The organism is Pseudoalteromonas sp. Scap03, assembly GCF_013393115.1.
In the GTDB taxonomy this organism is placed as follows: domain Bacteria; phylum Pseudomonadota; class Gammaproteobacteria; order Enterobacterales; family Alteromonadaceae; genus Pseudoalteromonas.
In genome coordinates, this window is record NZ_VDEU01000001.1 from 792621 (window position 1) to 809831 (window position 17211).

General features: G+C 43.1%; 10 protein-coding genes and 3 rRNA genes. 1 reads left to right on the forward strand and 12 read right to left on the reverse strand.

Annotated elements, in window-relative coordinates; all coding sequences use genetic code 11:
* Window positions 1-18 precede the first annotated feature (18 nt).
* Window positions 19-1290, forward strand: coding sequence for a LysM peptidoglycan-binding domain-containing protein (locus FHG08_RS03560; protein WP_178956820.1), 1272 nt, complete (start codon window positions 19-21; stop codon window positions 1288-1290).
* A gap of 371 nt (window positions 1291-1661) precedes the next feature.
* Here the strand turns inward: FHG08_RS03560 and rrf are convergent.
* The 12 genes from rrf to atpH all read right to left on the reverse strand — a co-directional run bounded on the left by rrf (window position 1662) and on the right by atpH (window position 17204).
* Window positions 1662-1776 (reverse strand): 5S ribosomal RNA (rrf, locus tag FHG08_RS03565).
* Between the two features lie 137 nt (window positions 1777-1913).
* A 23S ribosomal RNA gene (locus tag FHG08_RS03570) occupies window positions 1914-4798 on the reverse strand.
* A 285-nt stretch (window positions 4799-5083) separates the two neighbouring features.
* Window positions 5084-6619 (reverse strand): 16S ribosomal RNA (locus tag FHG08_RS03575).
* The 16S, 23S and 5S rRNA genes sit together here, the layout of an rRNA operon.
* Window positions 6620-7230: 611 nt before the next feature.
* Entirely contained in the window at window positions 7231-9015 is a 1785-nt protein-coding gene (locus FHG08_RS03580) for a choice-of-anchor I family protein (protein WP_178956821.1), read from the reverse strand.
* A gap of 310 nt (window positions 9016-9325) precedes the next feature.
* Entirely contained in the window at window positions 9326-9805 is a 480-nt protein-coding gene (locus FHG08_RS03585; protein ID WP_256729586.1) for a DUF1240 domain-containing protein, read from the reverse strand.
* Between the two features lie 124 nt (window positions 9806-9929).
* Window positions 9930-10238 (reverse strand): hypothetical protein, encoded by a 309-nt coding sequence (locus tag FHG08_RS03590; protein WP_178956822.1) that lies wholly within the window; start codon window positions 10236-10238, stop codon window positions 9930-9932.
* A 445-nt stretch (window positions 10239-10683) separates the two neighbouring features.
* Window positions 10684-12042 (reverse strand): bifunctional UDP-N-acetylglucosamine diphosphorylase/glucosamine-1-phosphate N-acetyltransferase GlmU, encoded by a 1359-nt coding sequence (gene glmU, locus FHG08_RS03595; RefSeq protein WP_178956823.1) that lies wholly within the window; start codon window positions 12040-12042, stop codon window positions 10684-10686.
* Window positions 12043-12339: 297 nt separating this feature from the next.
* Window positions 12340-12762 (reverse strand): F0F1 ATP synthase subunit epsilon, encoded by a 423-nt coding sequence (locus FHG08_RS03600; protein ID WP_008112140.1) that lies wholly within the window; start codon window positions 12760-12762, stop codon window positions 12340-12342.
* A 13-nt stretch (window positions 12763-12775) separates the two neighbouring features.
* Window positions 12776-14161 carry a F0F1 ATP synthase subunit beta gene (gene atpD / locus FHG08_RS03605; protein WP_008112138.1) on the reverse strand — a complete coding sequence of 462 codons (1386 nt, stop codon included), beginning with the start codon at window positions 14159-14161 and terminating at the stop codon, window positions 12776-12778.
* A 33-nt stretch (window positions 14162-14194) separates the two neighbouring features.
* The gene (gene atpG / locus FHG08_RS03610; RefSeq protein WP_008112136.1) at window positions 14195-15055 is read right to left on the reverse strand and encodes a F0F1 ATP synthase subunit gamma; all 861 of its coding nucleotides are present in this window, start codon (window positions 15053-15055) and stop codon (window positions 14195-14197) included.
* A 59-nt stretch (window positions 15056-15114) separates the two neighbouring features.
* The gene (gene atpA, locus FHG08_RS03615) at window positions 15115-16656 is read right to left on the reverse strand and encodes a F0F1 ATP synthase subunit alpha (protein ID WP_008112134.1); all 1542 of its coding nucleotides are present in this window, start codon (window positions 16654-16656) and stop codon (window positions 15115-15117) included.
* 14 nt (window positions 16657-16670) lie between these two features.
* Window positions 16671-17204 (reverse strand): F0F1 ATP synthase subunit delta, encoded by a 534-nt coding sequence (gene atpH / locus FHG08_RS03620; protein WP_008112132.1) that lies wholly within the window; start codon window positions 17202-17204, stop codon window positions 16671-16673.
* Window positions 17205-17211: the final 7 nt, after the last annotated feature.

Consider the following 17211-nt stretch of genomic DNA (forward strand, 5'->3'; position numbering starts at 1 on the left):
TTCGGAGTAGTTTAGTACGTGTTCTCAAATCGATTTATCCGCATTTTGCCATTAGTGTTTATTTTATCCGGCTGTGAAACCACAACCGATACACCAACATCCCCCCCTGAAATTAAGGCTAACCCCAAAACAATTGTTAGTGAACAGCACGAAGATATTGCACAAATAGCTCCACTCACCACAAAAGAACCTGATGATGTATGGCAACGTATTAGGGCGCAGCTGTCATTTGCTGATTCCAGCCACCCGGCGGTGCAAAAACGCATTGCATGGTATTTAACTCATCCAAATTATATGGATGAAATTAGCCGCCGTGCTGAGCCTTACCTTTACTATATTGTAAACGAAGTCGAAAAACGCGGGTTACCCATTGAGTTGGCATTAATGCCGTTGATTGAAAGTGACTTTGATGCCAGTGCGTACTCACATAAACATGCCTCTGGGTTGTGGCAACTAACGCCTGCTATTGCTAAATATTTTAAAGTGCAAATATCACCTTGGTATGACGGGCGTCAAGACTTAGTAGACAGTACCCGAGCTGCGCTGGATTTTATGGAGTATTTACACAAGCGCTTTGATGGCAATTGGTATCATGCAATTGCGGCTTATAACGTAGGTGAAGGCCGTGTACAACGAGCCATCAGAAGTAATAAAAAGCAGGGTAAGCCCACTGATTTTTTTAATTTAAAACTGCCCAAACAAACCAGTCAGTACGTGCCAAAATTACTAGCTGCGGCACAATTATTAAAAAGCCAAAAAATGGCTTTTCCTGCAATTTCAAACAGCCCAACAATTGCAGTATTACCTATTGATGGCGCTGTTATTTTAGATAACCAAAAGCAATGGCAGCAACTTGAATCTTTAAACCATGGTGTGATCCGCTTTCCTGCCATTATTGATGCACCCCACATTGTTGTTCCAGTTGCTGAACAAACACAATTTAAAAACATGCTCGCTAATCTTGATTCCAATGATTATAGTCAGTGGCAACACTACACAGTAAAACGTGGCGATAGCTTAAGTGTTATAGCGAAACGCTACAAAGTGGGTATTAGCCAACTCAAAGCGTTTAACGATCTAAAAAGTAACACCATTAGAATTGGCCAAAAGCTTGTGCTCCCTCAATTAGCCGATACCCAAATTGAACATCAGGTTAAATCAGGCGAAAGTTTATGGAAAATCGCTAAGTATTACAAAGTAAGTATTAATAAACTCAAACAATGGAATAACCTTTCGAGCGACCACTTAAAAATAGGTAAAAAACTTACTGTATTCTTGTCTAATAGCTAACTACCTCGCTGATTATTAAATATATGGACTGATGACTTTATCAGCCCATACACCCTTCAAAAGACCTAAATTTAGATTCGATCTTGCACATATTTGCCGTCGGCGCGTTCCTTCGTAGTGACCACGCAGTAGAATATCGTAGTGCCTACAGCGCTAGAGAGCCACATAGCAAGGTACATTTATGTTTTTAATGGGATGCGTTGGCTCTGAGGTTAACGTTGCGTTATTTTGCCCCGGGGTTCTAGATACTCAACCCACGCTACGGTGGTCAGATTTACGCTGTGCAGCTGATAGCTGACGGCTGATACTTTCACTTTCCTGCAGACGTAAAAAAGCCCGACTCTTTCGAATCGGGCTTTCTCTTATTTGGAGCCTGGTAATGACCTACTTTCACATAACAAATGCTACACTATCATCGGCGCTGTTTCGTTTCACTACTGAGTTCGGCATGGGGTCAGGTGGGTCCAAAACGCTATTGTCACCAAGCAAATTTGGTGTAAGTTCGATTTAATCGAGCTTACTAAAATTTGGAATTCTGATAATAAAATGTCTTCAGTAATCTACTTTAGTTATATTAACTTCTTCGCTTGTTTCACTATCACATAAAACGCGTTTGGCGTTGTATGGTTAAGCCTCACGGGTAATTAGTACAAGTTAGCTTAATGGCTCACACCACTTCCACATCTTGCCTATCAACGTTGTAGTCTTCAACGGCCCTTCAGAGACTTTAAAAGTCTAGTGAGAACTCATCTCGAGGCCTGCTTCGCGCTTAGATGCTTTCAGCGCTTATCAGTTCCGAACGTAGCTACCGGGCAATGCCATTGGCATGACAACCCGAACACCAGCGGTTCGTTCACTCCGGTCCTCTCGTACTAGGAGCAACCCCTCTCAATTCTCAAACGCCCACGGCAGATAGGGACCGAACTGTCTCACGACGTTCTAAACCCAGCTCGCGTACCACTTTAAATGGCGAACAGCCATACCCTTGGGACCGACTTCAGCCCCAGGATGTGATGAGCCGACATCGAGGTGCCAAACACCGCCGTCGATATGAACTCTTGGGCGGTATCAGCCTGTTATCCCCGGAGTACCTTTTATCCGTTGAGCGATGGCCCTTCCATTCAGAACCACCGGATCACTATGACCTACTTTCGTACCTGCTCGACGTGTCTGTCTCGCAGTTAAGCTGGCTTCTACCATTACACTAACCGTACGATGTCCGACCGTACTTAGCCAACCTTCGTGCTCCTCCGTTACTCTTTGGGAGGAGACCGCCCCAGTCAAACTACCCACCAGGCACTGTCCGTAACCCCGATTCAGGGGCCAACGTTAGAACATCAAAACTACAAGGGTGGTATTTCAAGGACGACTCCACAAAAACTAGCGTCTCTGCTTCAAAGTCTCCCACCTATCCTACACATGTAGGTTCAATGTTCAGTGCCAAGCTGTAGTAAAGGTTCACGGGGTCTTTCCGTCTAGCCGCGGGTACACAGCATCTTCACTGCGATTTCAATTTCACTGAGTCTCGGGTGGAGACAGCGTGGCCATGGTTACACCATTCGTGCAGGTCGGAACTTACCCGACAAGGAATTTCGCTACCTTAGGACCGTTATAGTTACGGCCGCCGTTTACCGGGGCTTCGATCAAGAGCTTCTCCGAAGATAACCCCATCAATTAACCTTCCGGCACCGGGCAGGTGTCACACCGTATACGTCATCTTGCGATTTTGCACAGTGCTGTGTTTTTAATAAACAGTCCCAGCCACCTGGTCACTGCGGCTCCAATCAGCTTAGAGAGCAAGTCTCATCACCAATCGGAGCGTACCTTCTCCCGAAGTTACGGTACGATTTTGCCTAGTTCCTTCACCCGAGTTCTCTCAAGCGCCTTAGTATTCTCTACCTGACCACCTGTGTCGGTTTGGGGTACGATTCGGTATAATCTGAAGCTTAGAGGCTTTTCCTGGAAGTATGGCATCAGCAACTTCATCACCGTAGTGACTCGTCTCGTGTCTCAGCCTAACAGCAACCCGGATTTACCTAAGTCACTAGCCTACACACTTTCACATGGACTACCATCGCCATGCTTGCTTAGCCTGCTCCGTCCCCCCATCGCAATTATACCAAGTACGGAAATATTAATCCGTTTCCCATCGACTACGCCTTTCGGCCTCGCCTTAGGGGTCGACTTACCCTACCCTGATTAACATGGGATAGGAACCCTTGGTCTTCCGGCGTGCGGGTTTTTCACCCGCATTATCGTTACTCATGTCAGCATTCGCACTTCTGATACGTCCAGCATACCTCCCGGTACACCTTCAACCGCTTACAGAACGCTCCCCTACCACTCAGAATAAATTCTGAATCCGCAGCTTCGGTGCATAGTTTAGCCCCGTTACATCTTCCGCGCAGACCGACTCGACCAGTGAGCTATTACGCTTTCTTTAAAGGATGGCTGCTTCTAAGCCAACCTCCTGGCTGTCTGGGCCTTTCCACATCGTTTCCCACTTAACTATGACTTTGGGACCTTAGCTGGCGGTCTGGGTTGTTTCCCTCTTCACGACGGACGTTAGCACCCGCCGTGTGTCTCCCGGATATTACTTTACGGTATTCGGAGTTTGCAAAGGGTTGGTAAGTCGGGATGACCCCCTAGCCTTAACAGTGCTCTACCCCCGTAAGTATTCGTCCGAGGCTCTACCTAAATAGATTTCGGGGAGAACCAGCTATCTCCCGGTTTGATTAGCCTTTCACTCCTAACCACAGGTCATCCCCTAACTTTTCAACGTTAGTGGGTTCGGTCCTCCAGTTGATGTTACTCAACCTTCAACCTGCCCATGGCTAGATCACCGGGTTTCGGGTCTATACCTTGCAACTATTCGCCCAGTTAAGACTCGGTTTCCCTACGGCTACCCTAATCGGTTAACCTCGCTACAAAATATAAGTCGCTGACCCATTATACAAAAGGTACGCAGTCACCCTCGAGGGGCTCCTACTGCTTGTACGTACACGGTTTCAGGTTCTATTTCACTCCCCTCACAGGGGTTCTTTTCGCCTTTCCCTCACGGTACTGGTTCACTATCGGTCAGTTGGGAGTATTTAGCCTTAGATGATGGTCCACCTATATTCAGTCAAAGTTTCACGTGCTCCGACCTACTCGATTTCACTTAAAATGCGTTTTCATGTACGGGACTATCACCCTGTATCGTGGCACTTTCCAGAGCCTTCCATTAACACATAATAAGCTTAAGGGCTGTTCCGATTTCGCTCGCCGCTACTATCGGAATCTCGGTTGATTTCTTTTCCTACGGGTACTTAGATGTTTCAGTTCTCCGCGTTCGCCTCGTTAACCTATGTATTCAGTTAACGATACCTGCAAGCAGGTGGGTTTCCCCATTCGGAAATCCTAGTCTCAAGTGCTTTTTACTAGCTTGACTAGGCTTATCGCAAGTTAATACGTCCTTCATCGCCTCCAACTGCCAAGGCATCCACCGTGTACGCTTAGTCACTTAACCATACAACCCAAACGGGTCTTTGTTTTGTGACAGTTTAACTTCGCCAGAAGTTAATATTGAATACTAAAGTAGATACCAATTAATCCGAGGATTAAATGGCACTGAATGATACTGCTATCATTCTTTTTTACTTTTGAAAACTCTGTACAAATACAATGTATTCATACGAATTTTATTATCAGCTTTTCCAAATTTTTAAAGAGCATATTAATTAGTAAACTCAAAGAGCAAACTAACTAACAATCATCTGTGTGGACACTACGAACAAATAAGTTCTAAATCGTATAAGGAGGTGATCCAGCCCCAGGTTCCCCTAGGGCTACCTTGTTACGACTTCACCCCAGTCATGAATCACTCCGTGGTAAACGTCCTCCCGAGGGTTAGACTATCTACTTCTGGAGCAACCCACTCCCATGGTGTGACGGGCGGTGTGTACAAGGCCCGGGAACGTATTCACCGCGTCATTCTGATACGCGATTACTAGCGATTCCGACTTCATGGAGTCGAGTTGCAGACTCCAATCCGGACTACGACGCACTTTAAGTGATTCGCTTACTCTCGCGAGTTCGCAGCACTCTGTATGCGCCATTGTAGCACGTGTGTAGCCCTACACGTAAGGGCCATGATGACTTGACGTCGTCCCCACCTTCCTCCGGTTTATCACCGGCAGTCTCCTTAGAGTTCTCAGCATTACCTGCTAGCAACTAAGGATAGGGGTTGCGCTCGTTGCGGGACTTAACCCAACATCTCACAACACGAGCTGACGACAGCCATGCAGCACCTGTATCAGAGTTCCCGAAGGCACCAAACCATCTCTGGTAAGTTCTCTGTATGTCAAGTGTAGGTAAGGTTCTTCGCGTTGCATCGAATTAAACCACATGCTCCACCGCTTGTGCGGGCCCCCGTCAATTCATTTGAGTTTTAACCTTGCGGCCGTACTCCCCAGGCGGTCTACTTAATGCGTTAGCTTTGAAAAACAGAACCGAGGTTCCGAGCTTCTAGTAGACATCGTTTACGGCGTGGACTACCAGGGTATCTAATCCTGTTTGCTCCCCACGCTTTCGTACATGAGCGTCAGTGTTGACCCAGGTGGCTGCCTTCGCCATCGGTATTCCTTCAGATCTCTACGCATTTCACCGCTACACCTGAAATTCTACCACCCTCTATCACACTCTAGTTTGCCAGTTCGAAATGCAGTTCCCAGGTTGAGCCCGGGGCTTTCACATCTCGCTTAACAAACCGCCTGCGTACGCTTTACGCCCAGTAATTCCGATTAACGCTCGCACCCTCCGTATTACCGCGGCTGCTGGCACGGAGTTAGCCGGTGCTTCTTCTGTCAGTAACGTCACAGCTAGCAGGTATTAACTACTAACCTTTCCTCCTGACTGAAAGTGCTTTACAACCCGAAGGCCTTCTTCACACACGCGGCATGGCTGCATCAGGCTTGCGCCCATTGTGCAATATTCCCCACTGCTGCCTCCCGTAGGAGTCTGGGCCGTGTCTCAGTCCCAGTGTGGCTGATCATCCTCTCAAACCAGCTAGGGATCGTCGCCTTGGTGAGCCATTACCTCACCAACTAGCTAATCCCACTTGGGCCAATCTAAAGGCGAGAGCCGAAGCCCCCTTTGGTCCGTAGACATTATGCGGTATTAGCAGTCGTTTCCAACTGTTGTCCCCCACCTCAAGGCATGTTCCCAAGCATTACTCACCCGTCCGCCGCTCGTCAGCAAAGTAGCAAGCTACTTTCTGTTACCGCTCGACTTGCATGTGTTAGGCCTGCCGCCAGCGTTCAATCTGAGCCATGATCAAACTCTTCAATTAAAAAGTTTTTTGTCTTTCGACAGCTCAATGAATTCTGAATTTATTTAATATCTTTCGATATTGAATTGACTGTGCTGCAATTCCTACCTAAGTAGTTATTGCTGTTGGTCACTCAGTTTCAATTGAGACTCTAAATTTGTTTGCCTTACTTAGTAAACGAAGCTTGGCTGTTAGAACTCAACCTGTACGAGTGCCCACACAGATGATTGCTTTATATTGTTAAAGAACGTTGCGATTAAAGCGTTAAACTTTATCTCGCTAGGGCTGCGCATATTACGCTTTCCTATTTTTTTGTCAACACTTAATTTTCAGTTTCTTTTAAAGATTTGAAAGCTAAGTTTTACTCGACTCACTTACCGTTTGTTCAGCGCTTTTCATTGCTGCCTGCCGGGTCAGTGGATGCGCATTATAGGGATATTCTGGAGAGGGTCAATGCTTTATTTCAGTTTTATTAAATTAATTTCAATTTAGTACAATAACCATACAAACAAAGGGCTACAGGGCTGTTTTTGATTAAAAAGCATTCACATAAGGCATGATTATTGAGAGGGGAGGAAGTAAAAGCGATTTATAGATAACCGCTACATCGCTTTTACTTAAAACTTTACTAATTACTGAGTTGTTATTTCCCATACGGCAATTGAGCCTGAGATTTCATTACCGATTATAAGCAGTGCTTCGTTTGTTGCACTTTGCGCTGCAGGAACAAATGTCATTCCTTCAGGAGCAAGATCGCCACTTATATCTGCACTTGGTTCTAAACCACGATTATAAAAGTAGTCTTGAAATTTCACATCATAAGGGTTGGTTATATCAAACACCATTATTGTGCCCATACGCTCTAAGCCAACAAAAGCAAATAACCTATCGCCAACCTCACCTAATGTTAGCGCTTCGGGTTCTGCCCCTTTATCATCTGAGCGTGTATCGCCTTTATTTTCATCTTCGTTATTATTGAATGCATTGCCATGAACAGAAGCGGTTACTCGTGCAATTTGATCGCCTGAGTCAAACACCACCAGCCCATTGCTATCCCAAATGGTAAATGACCGTGCGCCATAAGCATAAAGCGATTCGTATTGGCCATCATTATTTTTATCACCTTTTACTGTAGTGACTTTCAAACGACCAATGTCGTTATCATCGTTATTTAAGTAATCGAAGTTAGCTGCGAGAGCTAGATCTTCTACGCGGCTTTCATCTATATATGCCAAACACCCATCTTTAGCGTCATAATCAAGGCCGCCCTGAGCGATGCAATCAGCTTCATCGCTGGCATCAAAAAAGTATTCGCGTGCATCACCCTCGTTGGCAGATACAATAAAGTTGGCTCCTTTCCAACTAAAACTTGCAATTGTATCTGGCTGATACATGCCATATAAACCAGGGTATGATTTAAAGTTAACACCGCCGTCTTTGTCTGAAGCGTCAAATTGTAAGTTTGACCAATCTTTAAAACCGAGCCCTTTTAGCTCAAGGGAATTATCTTCAAGATTGATGATAGCTAGAGCGTTATTTTCTTGAATAGAGACATAGGCGTATTTATTATCCTTGGAAATACTCACATACTCTGGCTCTAAATCCATAGCGACGGTGGTATTTATTAAATTACCATTAATAGTACGTCCAGTAGGATTGGCAAACACTAAACCCTGCGCTTCTAATTCTGCTTGCTTATTATTGTAAGCTTGAAAGTTTATGCTCATAGCAGTATCGGCAATAGTGCCGTTATTAATATCGATAATGCTGATAGTGCCTTCGGGGTCGATACTGTAGTCGCCATTAGGTTCACCTTCATTAGCAACCACTACTTTTGCACCATCATGGCTAAATGTCACCATGTCGGGTAGGGCACCTACTGTTACATTTTTAATAAATACTGGTGTATCTCCGCCAATATTGTAAAACGCTATTTGGCCAGCTTCGCCCAAGTTTGTAGCAGCCATTGCTACCGCTAATAATTGGTTATTTGCATCGATAGCTATGCTGTTTGCATCGCCAGGCGTATTTTCATTTAGTGAGAGCGTAATGGCAGAGGCTAAGTTGGTCGCGGTTACAATACCTTCGTTATCTTTTACTAATGCAGCGGTGTCGAACGTATCGGCAAGAATGATATTCACAACAGCTTCATCACCAGAGCTATTAATGGCATAAATCCATTTTTTAGAGGCTTGGTAGGCGACTATTTCAGCTGCCCCTTCCGGGCTTTGTGCATTGAGTACTGCGCGGCCAATAAGTTTGATATTTAAAGCTGAATTTGCATTAGTGCCGTTTTCGCCATTATTACCCGCTGTACCTTGTACACCCTGTGCGCCATCTTGGCCGTCATCACCATCTAGTGAGCAACCAGTTAATAGTGATAGCAAAGAAAGGGCTATTATTGATTTGTTTAACATTATTGTTTTCCTTAGTGTTGTATTAGTTAAATATCAACACACAGGGATGACAACAGCATGGCATTTTTATTTATAGAATATTTAGACAATAAAAAAGCGAGTTATGAAACTCGCTTTAAATAGGGCTTGGCCTGTTACTCATTTAAATAGGGCTTGGCCTGTTACTCATTTAAATGGACTGGCTGCTACATATTATTTATATAATCATCGCGCCTTTTTCGAGTTATTTTTATAAACTCTTTTAACTCATCAACGGAAGGTTCAATACCTTGTTGATTTTTATGTTCAAACCAATCGGTAACATCACTGATTATGACAGAGCCACCCTGTAGGCATAATTCATCATTTTTATCCAAACATCGGGACCTCTGAATGATGGACTGGTATACCAATTACAAAAGCTATATCCCTCACGTGTTAATTTAGATTCAATGTAAAAGCTATTAACAATAGATAAAATTATATATAAAGGTATTGCGCGCAGCATAAGCTTTACCATTAACCTTACTGTTTTTTCATTGCGGAAGTTCAATACTTTTTGTAAGCCTGCAATTGTCATTAAAACAGGAAATGGAGCCATTACTATTATCGGAGCCAACAAGCCGCTTTCTCGAATATAATAAAGCGACTCATCAAAATAAACATTTTCAACAAACCCATAATAAGAGAAATAAAATAAAGCAATTGTAAATAATATAAAAGCAAACAGGCCTATCACAACAATTAATTTATGTTCGAAGCTTTGCTCTGTAAAACGTTCTTCGGATTTTTTCCATTCTAAAATAGACATTGTTTATAGCTTATTTTTATTAGGGTTAAATTTACCTTTGGAAGCCAGAAAAATCCCTTTATAAAATTATTTAGCTTAGCTGGTTATTTTAAATAAAAACGACTGCAGCAATTTTGAGTTAATTTTAACGATTATACTCTGCTCTAGTTTCTTGTATAAAAACTTCAAGTTCATTAATTGTTGGCTCAATACCTTGTTGACTTTTCTGTTCAAACCAATCGGTAACATCACTGGTTATGACAGAGCCATCTTGTAAGCATAACTCATCATTTTTTAACCAAACATCGGGACCTCTGAATGATGGACTGGTATACCAATTACAATAAGTATAGCCATTGCTTTTTATATATGACTCTATATACAAGTTGAAAGGGATTACTAGCAAAAGAAATAAAGATAATGCAATAAACAACCCTTTAACAAAGCCTGTCATTAAGTATTCAGATTTATAATTTAATAACTTCTGAATAGAAGCTAAAAAAAATAATGCAAATTAAGATAGGCCCTAAAAAATTTATAAATAATTCTTTAAAAGCGAGGTTTCTGCCACTCTTACTTGCTTTTTCCCATTTAAATATTTTCATAATACTTTTATGCTCGGAACTCCAAATAATGTACCGAATATTCCATAAGGGTCTTCACTCAGTACTTTATTAAAGCCTATTAATAATGAATAGACCATTACCTGATAATATACTTTTTAACTAGCTTCGGGTTTCCTTTCAACGATTGCACGACGAGCATAAGCTGACATGCCGCACTTCCTTCAGTTATATTTTATATACGTTATTGAGTAATCTAATTAATTAAAAATATTTAGATAATAAAAAAGCGAGTTATGAAACTCGCTTTAAATATTTAATAAGTAATGGTCATTACTATTTTTTAACTGGGCGTTTCCAACCATCTAAATTACGTTGCTTGCCACGTGCTACGGCTAGCTGATCATCCGCTACGGCATTGGTAATAACAGAGCCTGCACCCACAGTTGCTGTAGCACCAATGTTTACAGGAGCAACCAGTGACGAGTTAGACCCTATAAAGGCATTATTGCCAATAATGGTTTTTGCTTTATTAACCCCATCGTAGTTACAGGTAATTGTGCCTGCGCCAATATTCACTTTCTCGCCAATTTCAGCATCACCTAAGTAACTTAAGTGGTTTGCTTTAGAACCTTTGCCTAAACGGGTTTTTTTCATTTCGACAAAATTGCCAATGTGCGAGTCTTCTTCCATTACTGCACCAGGACGAAGGCGGGCGTATGGACCGAGTGTACATTGAGCCGCAACTGATGCATCTTCAATTAGTGTATTGGCTTTAATAATAACATTGTCACCGATGCTACAGTTTTTAAGTACACAGTTAGGTCCAATTTGTACGTTATTACCAAGCGTTACATTGCCTTCAAAAATAACGTTTATATCAATTAATACGTCTTCCCCTGTTTTAACGTCGCCACGTACGTCAATACGTGCAGGGTCAGCAAGGGTGGCTCCATTTAACATCAAGTCTTCTGCTTGCCATGCTTGGTAAGCACGCTCTAATCCTGCAAGTTGTACGCGGTTATTTGCACCTTCAACTTCCATTGGATGATCAGGCTGTGCTGATGTAATTTCTACACCTTCACTATGCGCCATAGCAACTATATCTGTTAGGTAGTATTCACCTTGAGCATTATTGTTAGACAAGTTACCTAACCATGTTTTTAAAAGCTTACCATTAACCGCCATAATGCCGGTGTTTACTTCGTTAATAAGTAACTGCTCTGCATTAGCATCTTTTTGTTCAACAATACCCACTAGCTTTCCATCAACACGTAGCATACGCCCGTAACCATTTGGGTTTGCTAAATTAACGGTTAATACTGCTAAGCCATTTTTAGGTGTCGCTGCTAATAAGCGTTCAAGTGTAGATTGCTTTGTTAAAGGTACGTCACCGTATAAAACCAGTACGGTGTCGTCGTCATTTATATGTGGGTTAGCTTGTGCCACTGCGTGGCCTGTACCTAGCTGTTCAGCTTGCAGCACCCAGTTTACGTTATTATCGGCTAATTGTTGTTGTAATAGTTCGCCGCCGTGACCATAAACTAAGTTAGTCGATGTAGCACCTAGCGCATTGGCATTATCGATAACATGTTGCACCATAGGTTTACCTGCCACTTTATGCAGTACCTTAGGCAGAGCAGAGCGCATACGGGTACCTTTACCCGCTGCAAGAATAACCGTTGTTAGAGCCATTAAAACAATTTCCTTTTTCCGTTGTTTTAGCTTAATAGAATAAGTGTGCTGCAAAGTAGATTACGTAAGTCACATCATGTGCAAATACTCAGTAGGCTAAGCAATGACTACTGAATCTTAACTTAAGCAAAGTAACACCTAATAGAATAGGGTTATTGTAGCGAGGATCTTGCGTAGATATAAGTAATAATGAAGAGATATTAGCCATAACGATTAATTTATTTACAAATAGCGACAGGATTTATCATCAGGCACAAAAAAGCCCACATAAAGTGGGCTTTTAAAAACCAGATAGGCTTACTTTTTACGTAATTGCTGAATAACGCGTAGCTGAGCAATTGCTTCAGCTAGTTGCATTGCGGCTTGATTGTAATCAAGCTCAGCAGATGCACCTTTTGCCATTTGGGCTTCAGCGTCACGTTTAGCTTGCTCTGCAGCTTTCTCGTCCAGGTCTTCACCACGAACAGCTGTATCAGCAAGTACGGTCACTATGTTCGGTTGAACTTCTAGTGTACCGCCAGCAATATAGATGAGTTCTTCTTCACCAAATTGCTTAACTAAACGTACCATACCAGGTTTAAGGGCAGTTAGTAGTGGGGCGTGACCGGCATTAACACCTAACTCACCTTCACTACCAGATACTTGAATAGATTCTACTAAACCAGAAAATAATTTCTCTTCAGCACTTACTACATCAAGATGTACAGTCATAGCTGCCATACTACCCTCCTAATTACATGCTTTTAGCTTTTTCTTGAGCTTCTTCAATAGAGCCAACCATGTAGAACGCTTGCTCTGGCATATCATCAAACTCACCGTTTAAGATACCTTTGAAGCCTGCAATTGTGTCTTTAAGTGAAACGTATTTACCTGGCGCACCTGTAAATACCTCTGCCACGAAGAATGGCTGAGATAGGAAACGCTGGATTTTACGTGCACGAGATACAAGTTGCTTATCTTCGTCAGAAAGCTCGTCCATACCTAGAATCGCGATGATGTCTTTAAGTTCTTTGTAACGCTGAAGAACTGTTTGAACGCCGCGCGCTATACCGTAATGCTCTTCACCGATTACTTGTGGATCAAGCTGACGTGAAGATGAATCAAGAGGGTCTACCGCTGGGTAGATACCTAGTGATGCGATATCACGTGAAAGTACCACTGTTGCATCTAAGTGAGCAAACGTTGTTGCTGGAGATGGATCCGTTAAATCATCCGCAGGTACGTATACCGCTTGGATTGAAGTAATTGAACCAGTCTTAGTAGATGCGATACGCTCTTGAAGTACACCCATTTCTTCAGCAAGTGTAGGCTGGTAACCTACCGCTGATGGCATACGACCAAGAAGTGCTGATACTTCTGTACCCGCAAGTGTATAACGGTAGATGTTATCTACGAAGAAAAGTACGTCGCGACCTTCATCACGGAACTTCTCAGCCATAGTAAGACCTGTTAACGCTACGCGTAAACGGTTACCCGGTGGCTCGTTCATCTGACCGTATACAAGCGATACTTTATCAAGTACGTTTGAATCGTTCATCTCATGGTAGAAATCGTTACCCTCACGAGTACGCTCACCAACACCTGCGAATACTGAGTAGCCGCTGTGCTCGATTGCGATGTTACGGATAAGTTCCATCATGTTTACGGTTTTACCAACACCGGCACCACCGAATAAACCAACTTTACCACCTTTAGCGAATGGACATACAAGGTCGATTACCTTGATACCCGTTTCTAAAAGTTCAACTGAGCTTGATTGCTCTTCGTAAGTAGGTGCTGCACGGTGGATAGACATACGCTCGTCTTCACCGATTGGACCTGCTTCATCAATTGGCTCACCAAGTACGTTCATGATACGACCTAGGGTCTTAGTACCAACTGGAACTTGAATTGCTTCGCCTGTGTTTTCTACTGAAGCACCACGACGTAAACCGTCTGTAGTACCTAGTGCGATAGTACGTACCACACCGCCACCTAGCTGCTGTTGAACTTCTAAAGTCAAACCAGCTAAATCGCCATCTGTTACTTTTAGCGCGTCATATACGGCTGGCACGCTGTCTTGTGGAAATTCGATATCCACAACGGCGCCGATAATTTGGACGACCTTACCTAAACTCATGTCTATTCCTCTCGTTAATCTTTGCCTGAAGCATTAAACTGCTGCTGAACCAGAACAAATCTCACTAATTTCTTGTGTGATTGCTGCTTGGCGAGCTTTGTTATATACAAGCTGTAACTCATCCATAAGGTCACCGGCATTATCAGTTGCAGCTTTCATTGCAACCATGCGGGCAGCCTGTTCAGAGGCAGCGTTTTCAACTACACCTTGGTATACTTGAGATTCAATGAAACGTACTAACAAAGACTCTAAAATAGCCTCTGGGTTTGGTTCATATAAGTAATCCCACGCATGTGTAGATACTTCTTCTTCAGCTTTTGGCAAAGGGAGTAACTGATCTACTATTGGCTCTTGCTTCATGGTATTAACAAAGTTGTTATATACCAGGAATAAACGGTCAATTTTACCTTCAGAGAATGCATCTAGCATTATTTTTACCGGACCAATTACGTCCTGTACTGAAGGCTTATCTCCAAGACCTGCTTTTTTAGCAAGCACTTGACCACCAAAACGTTGAAAGAAGCCAGCTGCTTTACTACCTAAAGTAGCAAAATCAGCATCTACGCCTTTCTCTTTCCACGCTTTAATGTCTAATGCAACTTTCTTAAACTCATTTGAGTTTAAGCCGCCACATAGACCACGGTCAGTAGAGATAACAATATAACCAACTCGTTTTACTTCACGTTCTTCTAAGAACGGGTGAGTAAAATCAAGATTTGCTTGAGCAACACGACCAATCACTTTACGTAATTTTTCAGCGTATGGACGGCTTGAAGCCACTCGTTCTTGCGCCTTTTTCATTTTAGACGCAGCAACCATTTCCATTGCGCTAGTGATCTTTTGAGTATTTTTAATACTGCCGATCTTGCTTTTAATCTCTTTTCCGCTGGCCATGACTCTCTCTCCGAATCAAGGTGTGCCTTAGAATATAAAGCACACCATTAATAACTAAATTACCAAGTTTGCGTAGACTTGCACTTCTCTAGAAGTTCTTTAAGCTGCGCTTCGATCTCGGCGTTGTAGTTACCAGTTTCATTGATTTGAGCCATAAGCTCTGCGTATGTGCTATTTGCGAAAGAAAGTAATGCCGCTTCGAAATCCATGATTTTAGAGATTTCGATGTCTTGCAAGTAACCTTTCTCAGCTGCGAATAACGACAAAGACATTTCAGCAACAGACATTGGCGCGTACTGTTTCTGCTTCATTAGCTCTGTTACACGCTCACCATGCTCAAGTTGAGCACGAGTAGCATCATCAAGGTCAGACGCGAACTGCGAGAACGCAGCTAATTCACGGTACTGAGCTAGGGCTAGACGGATACCGCCACCTAGTTTCTTAACGATTTTAGTTTGTGCAGCACCACCAACACGCGATACCGAGATACCAGCATTTACTGCCGGACGGATACCTGAGTTGAATAAGTCAGTTTCTAAGAAGATCTGACCATCGGTGATAGAGATAACGTTTGTCGGTACGAACGCAGAAACGTCGCCGCCTTGAGTTTCAATGATAGGCAATGCCGTCAATGAACCTGTTTTACCTTTCACTTCACCATTAGTGAACTTTTCTACGTAATCAGTGTTTACACGTGATGCACGCTCTAAAAGACGCGAGTGAAGGTAGAATACGTCACCTGGGTATGCTTCACGGCCTGGTGGACGCTTAAGTAGCAATGAGATTTGACGGTAAGCAACAGCTTGCTTAGATAAATCATCATATACGATTAATGCGTTTTCACCACGGTCACGGAAGTATTCACCCATAGTACAGCCCGAGAACGGTGCTAAGTACTGAAGTGCCGCAGATTCAGAAGCAGATGCTACAACTACGATAGTATTTGCAAGTGCACCGTGCTCTTCTAATTTACGTACTACGTTAGCAATAGTAGATGCTTTTTGACCAACCGCTACGTACACACACTTAACGCCTGTGTCTTTTTGGTTGATGATTGCATCGATTGCTAGTGCAGTTTTACCTGTTTGGCGGTCACCGATAACAAGCTCACGCTGACCACGACCAACTGGGATCATCGCATCGATAGATTTGTAACCAGTTTGTACTGGCTCATCTACTGATTGACGCTCGATTACACCTGGTGCAATTTTTTCTACAGGTTCAAAACCGTCGTTATCTAAAGCGCCTTTACCATCGATAGGAGCACCTAGCGTGTTTACAACACGACCAAGTAGACCCGCACCAACAGGAACTTCTAAGATACGACCAGTTGTGTATACTTTTACGCCTTCTGTAAGGTCAGCGTAAGGACCCATTACTACTGCACCAATTGAGTCGCGCTCAAGGTTTAGTGCGATAGCATAACGGTTGCCAGGAAGCTCAATCATCTCACCTTGCATACAGTCAGCTAGACCGTGGATGCGAATGATACCATCAGTAACAGATACAATTGTACCTTCGTTACGAGCTTCACTTACAACTTCGAACTTCTCAATACGTTGTTTGATCAGATCTGAAATTTCAGTGGAATTAAGTTGCATGCTCTTTTTCCCAATTACGATTGTAGTGTTGTGGCTAAGCGATTTAATTTACCGCGTAAAGAGCCGTCAATTACAGTGTCGCCTGCCTTAATAATAAGGCCGCCAACTACTGTAGCGTCTTCACTACAATTCAGCTTAACTTTGCGTGCGAAACGTTTTTCAAGTGCCGCTACCAATGATTCTTGCTGGGCTGCAGCAAGAGGTGTTGCCGAAATCACATCAATATCGATTTCTTTTTCATAGTCTGCTTTTAAAGCAGAAAATAAATGAGCAACTTCAGGTAGTGCAATCAAACGTCCATTTTCAGCCATCACCTTAACTAGGTTCTGACCTTGTTCGTTGAGCTGCTCACCACATAAGTTAATAAATAACTCAGCTTGTGCGGTAGCAGTAGGCAATCCAGCTAAAATGGTAGATGCCTGTTCATTGCTGGCAACGTGGCCAGCAAAGAACAACATGTCATTCCAGCTTTCAATAGCGCCTTTTTCAACGGCAAGTTCAAAAGCCGCTTTAGCGTATGGGCGAGCGATAGTAGTCAATTCAGACATGCTCATA

Excerpts from the sequence above, each read along its gene's own strand:
- FHG08_RS03600 (WP_008112140.1), bottom strand. The coding sequence starts at position 12,762 with ATGGCAGCTATGACTGTACATCTTGATGTAGTAAGTGCTGAAGAGAAA.
- atpD (WP_008112138.1), bottom strand. The coding sequence starts at position 14,161 with ATGAGTTTAGGTAAGGTCGTCCAAATTATCGGCGCCGTTGTGGATATC.
- glmU (WP_178956823.1), bottom strand. The coding sequence starts at position 12,042 with ATGGCTCTAACAACGGTTATTCTTGCAGCGGGTAAAGGTACCCGTATG.
- atpA (WP_008112134.1), bottom strand. The coding sequence starts at position 16,656 with ATGCAACTTAATTCCACTGAAATTTCAGATCTGATCAAACAACGTATT.
- atpH (WP_008112132.1), bottom strand. The coding sequence starts at position 17,204 with ATGTCTGAATTGACTACTATCGCTCGCCCATACGCTAAAGCGGCTTTT.
- atpG (WP_008112136.1), bottom strand. The coding sequence starts at position 15,055 with ATGGCCAGCGGAAAAGAGATTAAAAGCAAGATCGGCAGTATTAAAAAT.
- FHG08_RS03585 (WP_256729586.1), bottom strand. The coding sequence starts at position 9,805 with ATGTCTATTTTAGAATGGAAAAAATCCGAAGAACGTTTTACAGAGCAA.
- FHG08_RS03580 (WP_178956821.1), bottom strand. The coding sequence starts at position 9,015 with ATGTTAAACAAATCAATAATAGCCCTTTCTTTGCTATCACTATTAACT.
- FHG08_RS03590 (WP_178956822.1), bottom strand. The coding sequence starts at position 10,238 with ATGACAGGCTTTGTTAAAGGGTTGTTTATTGCATTATCTTTATTTCTT.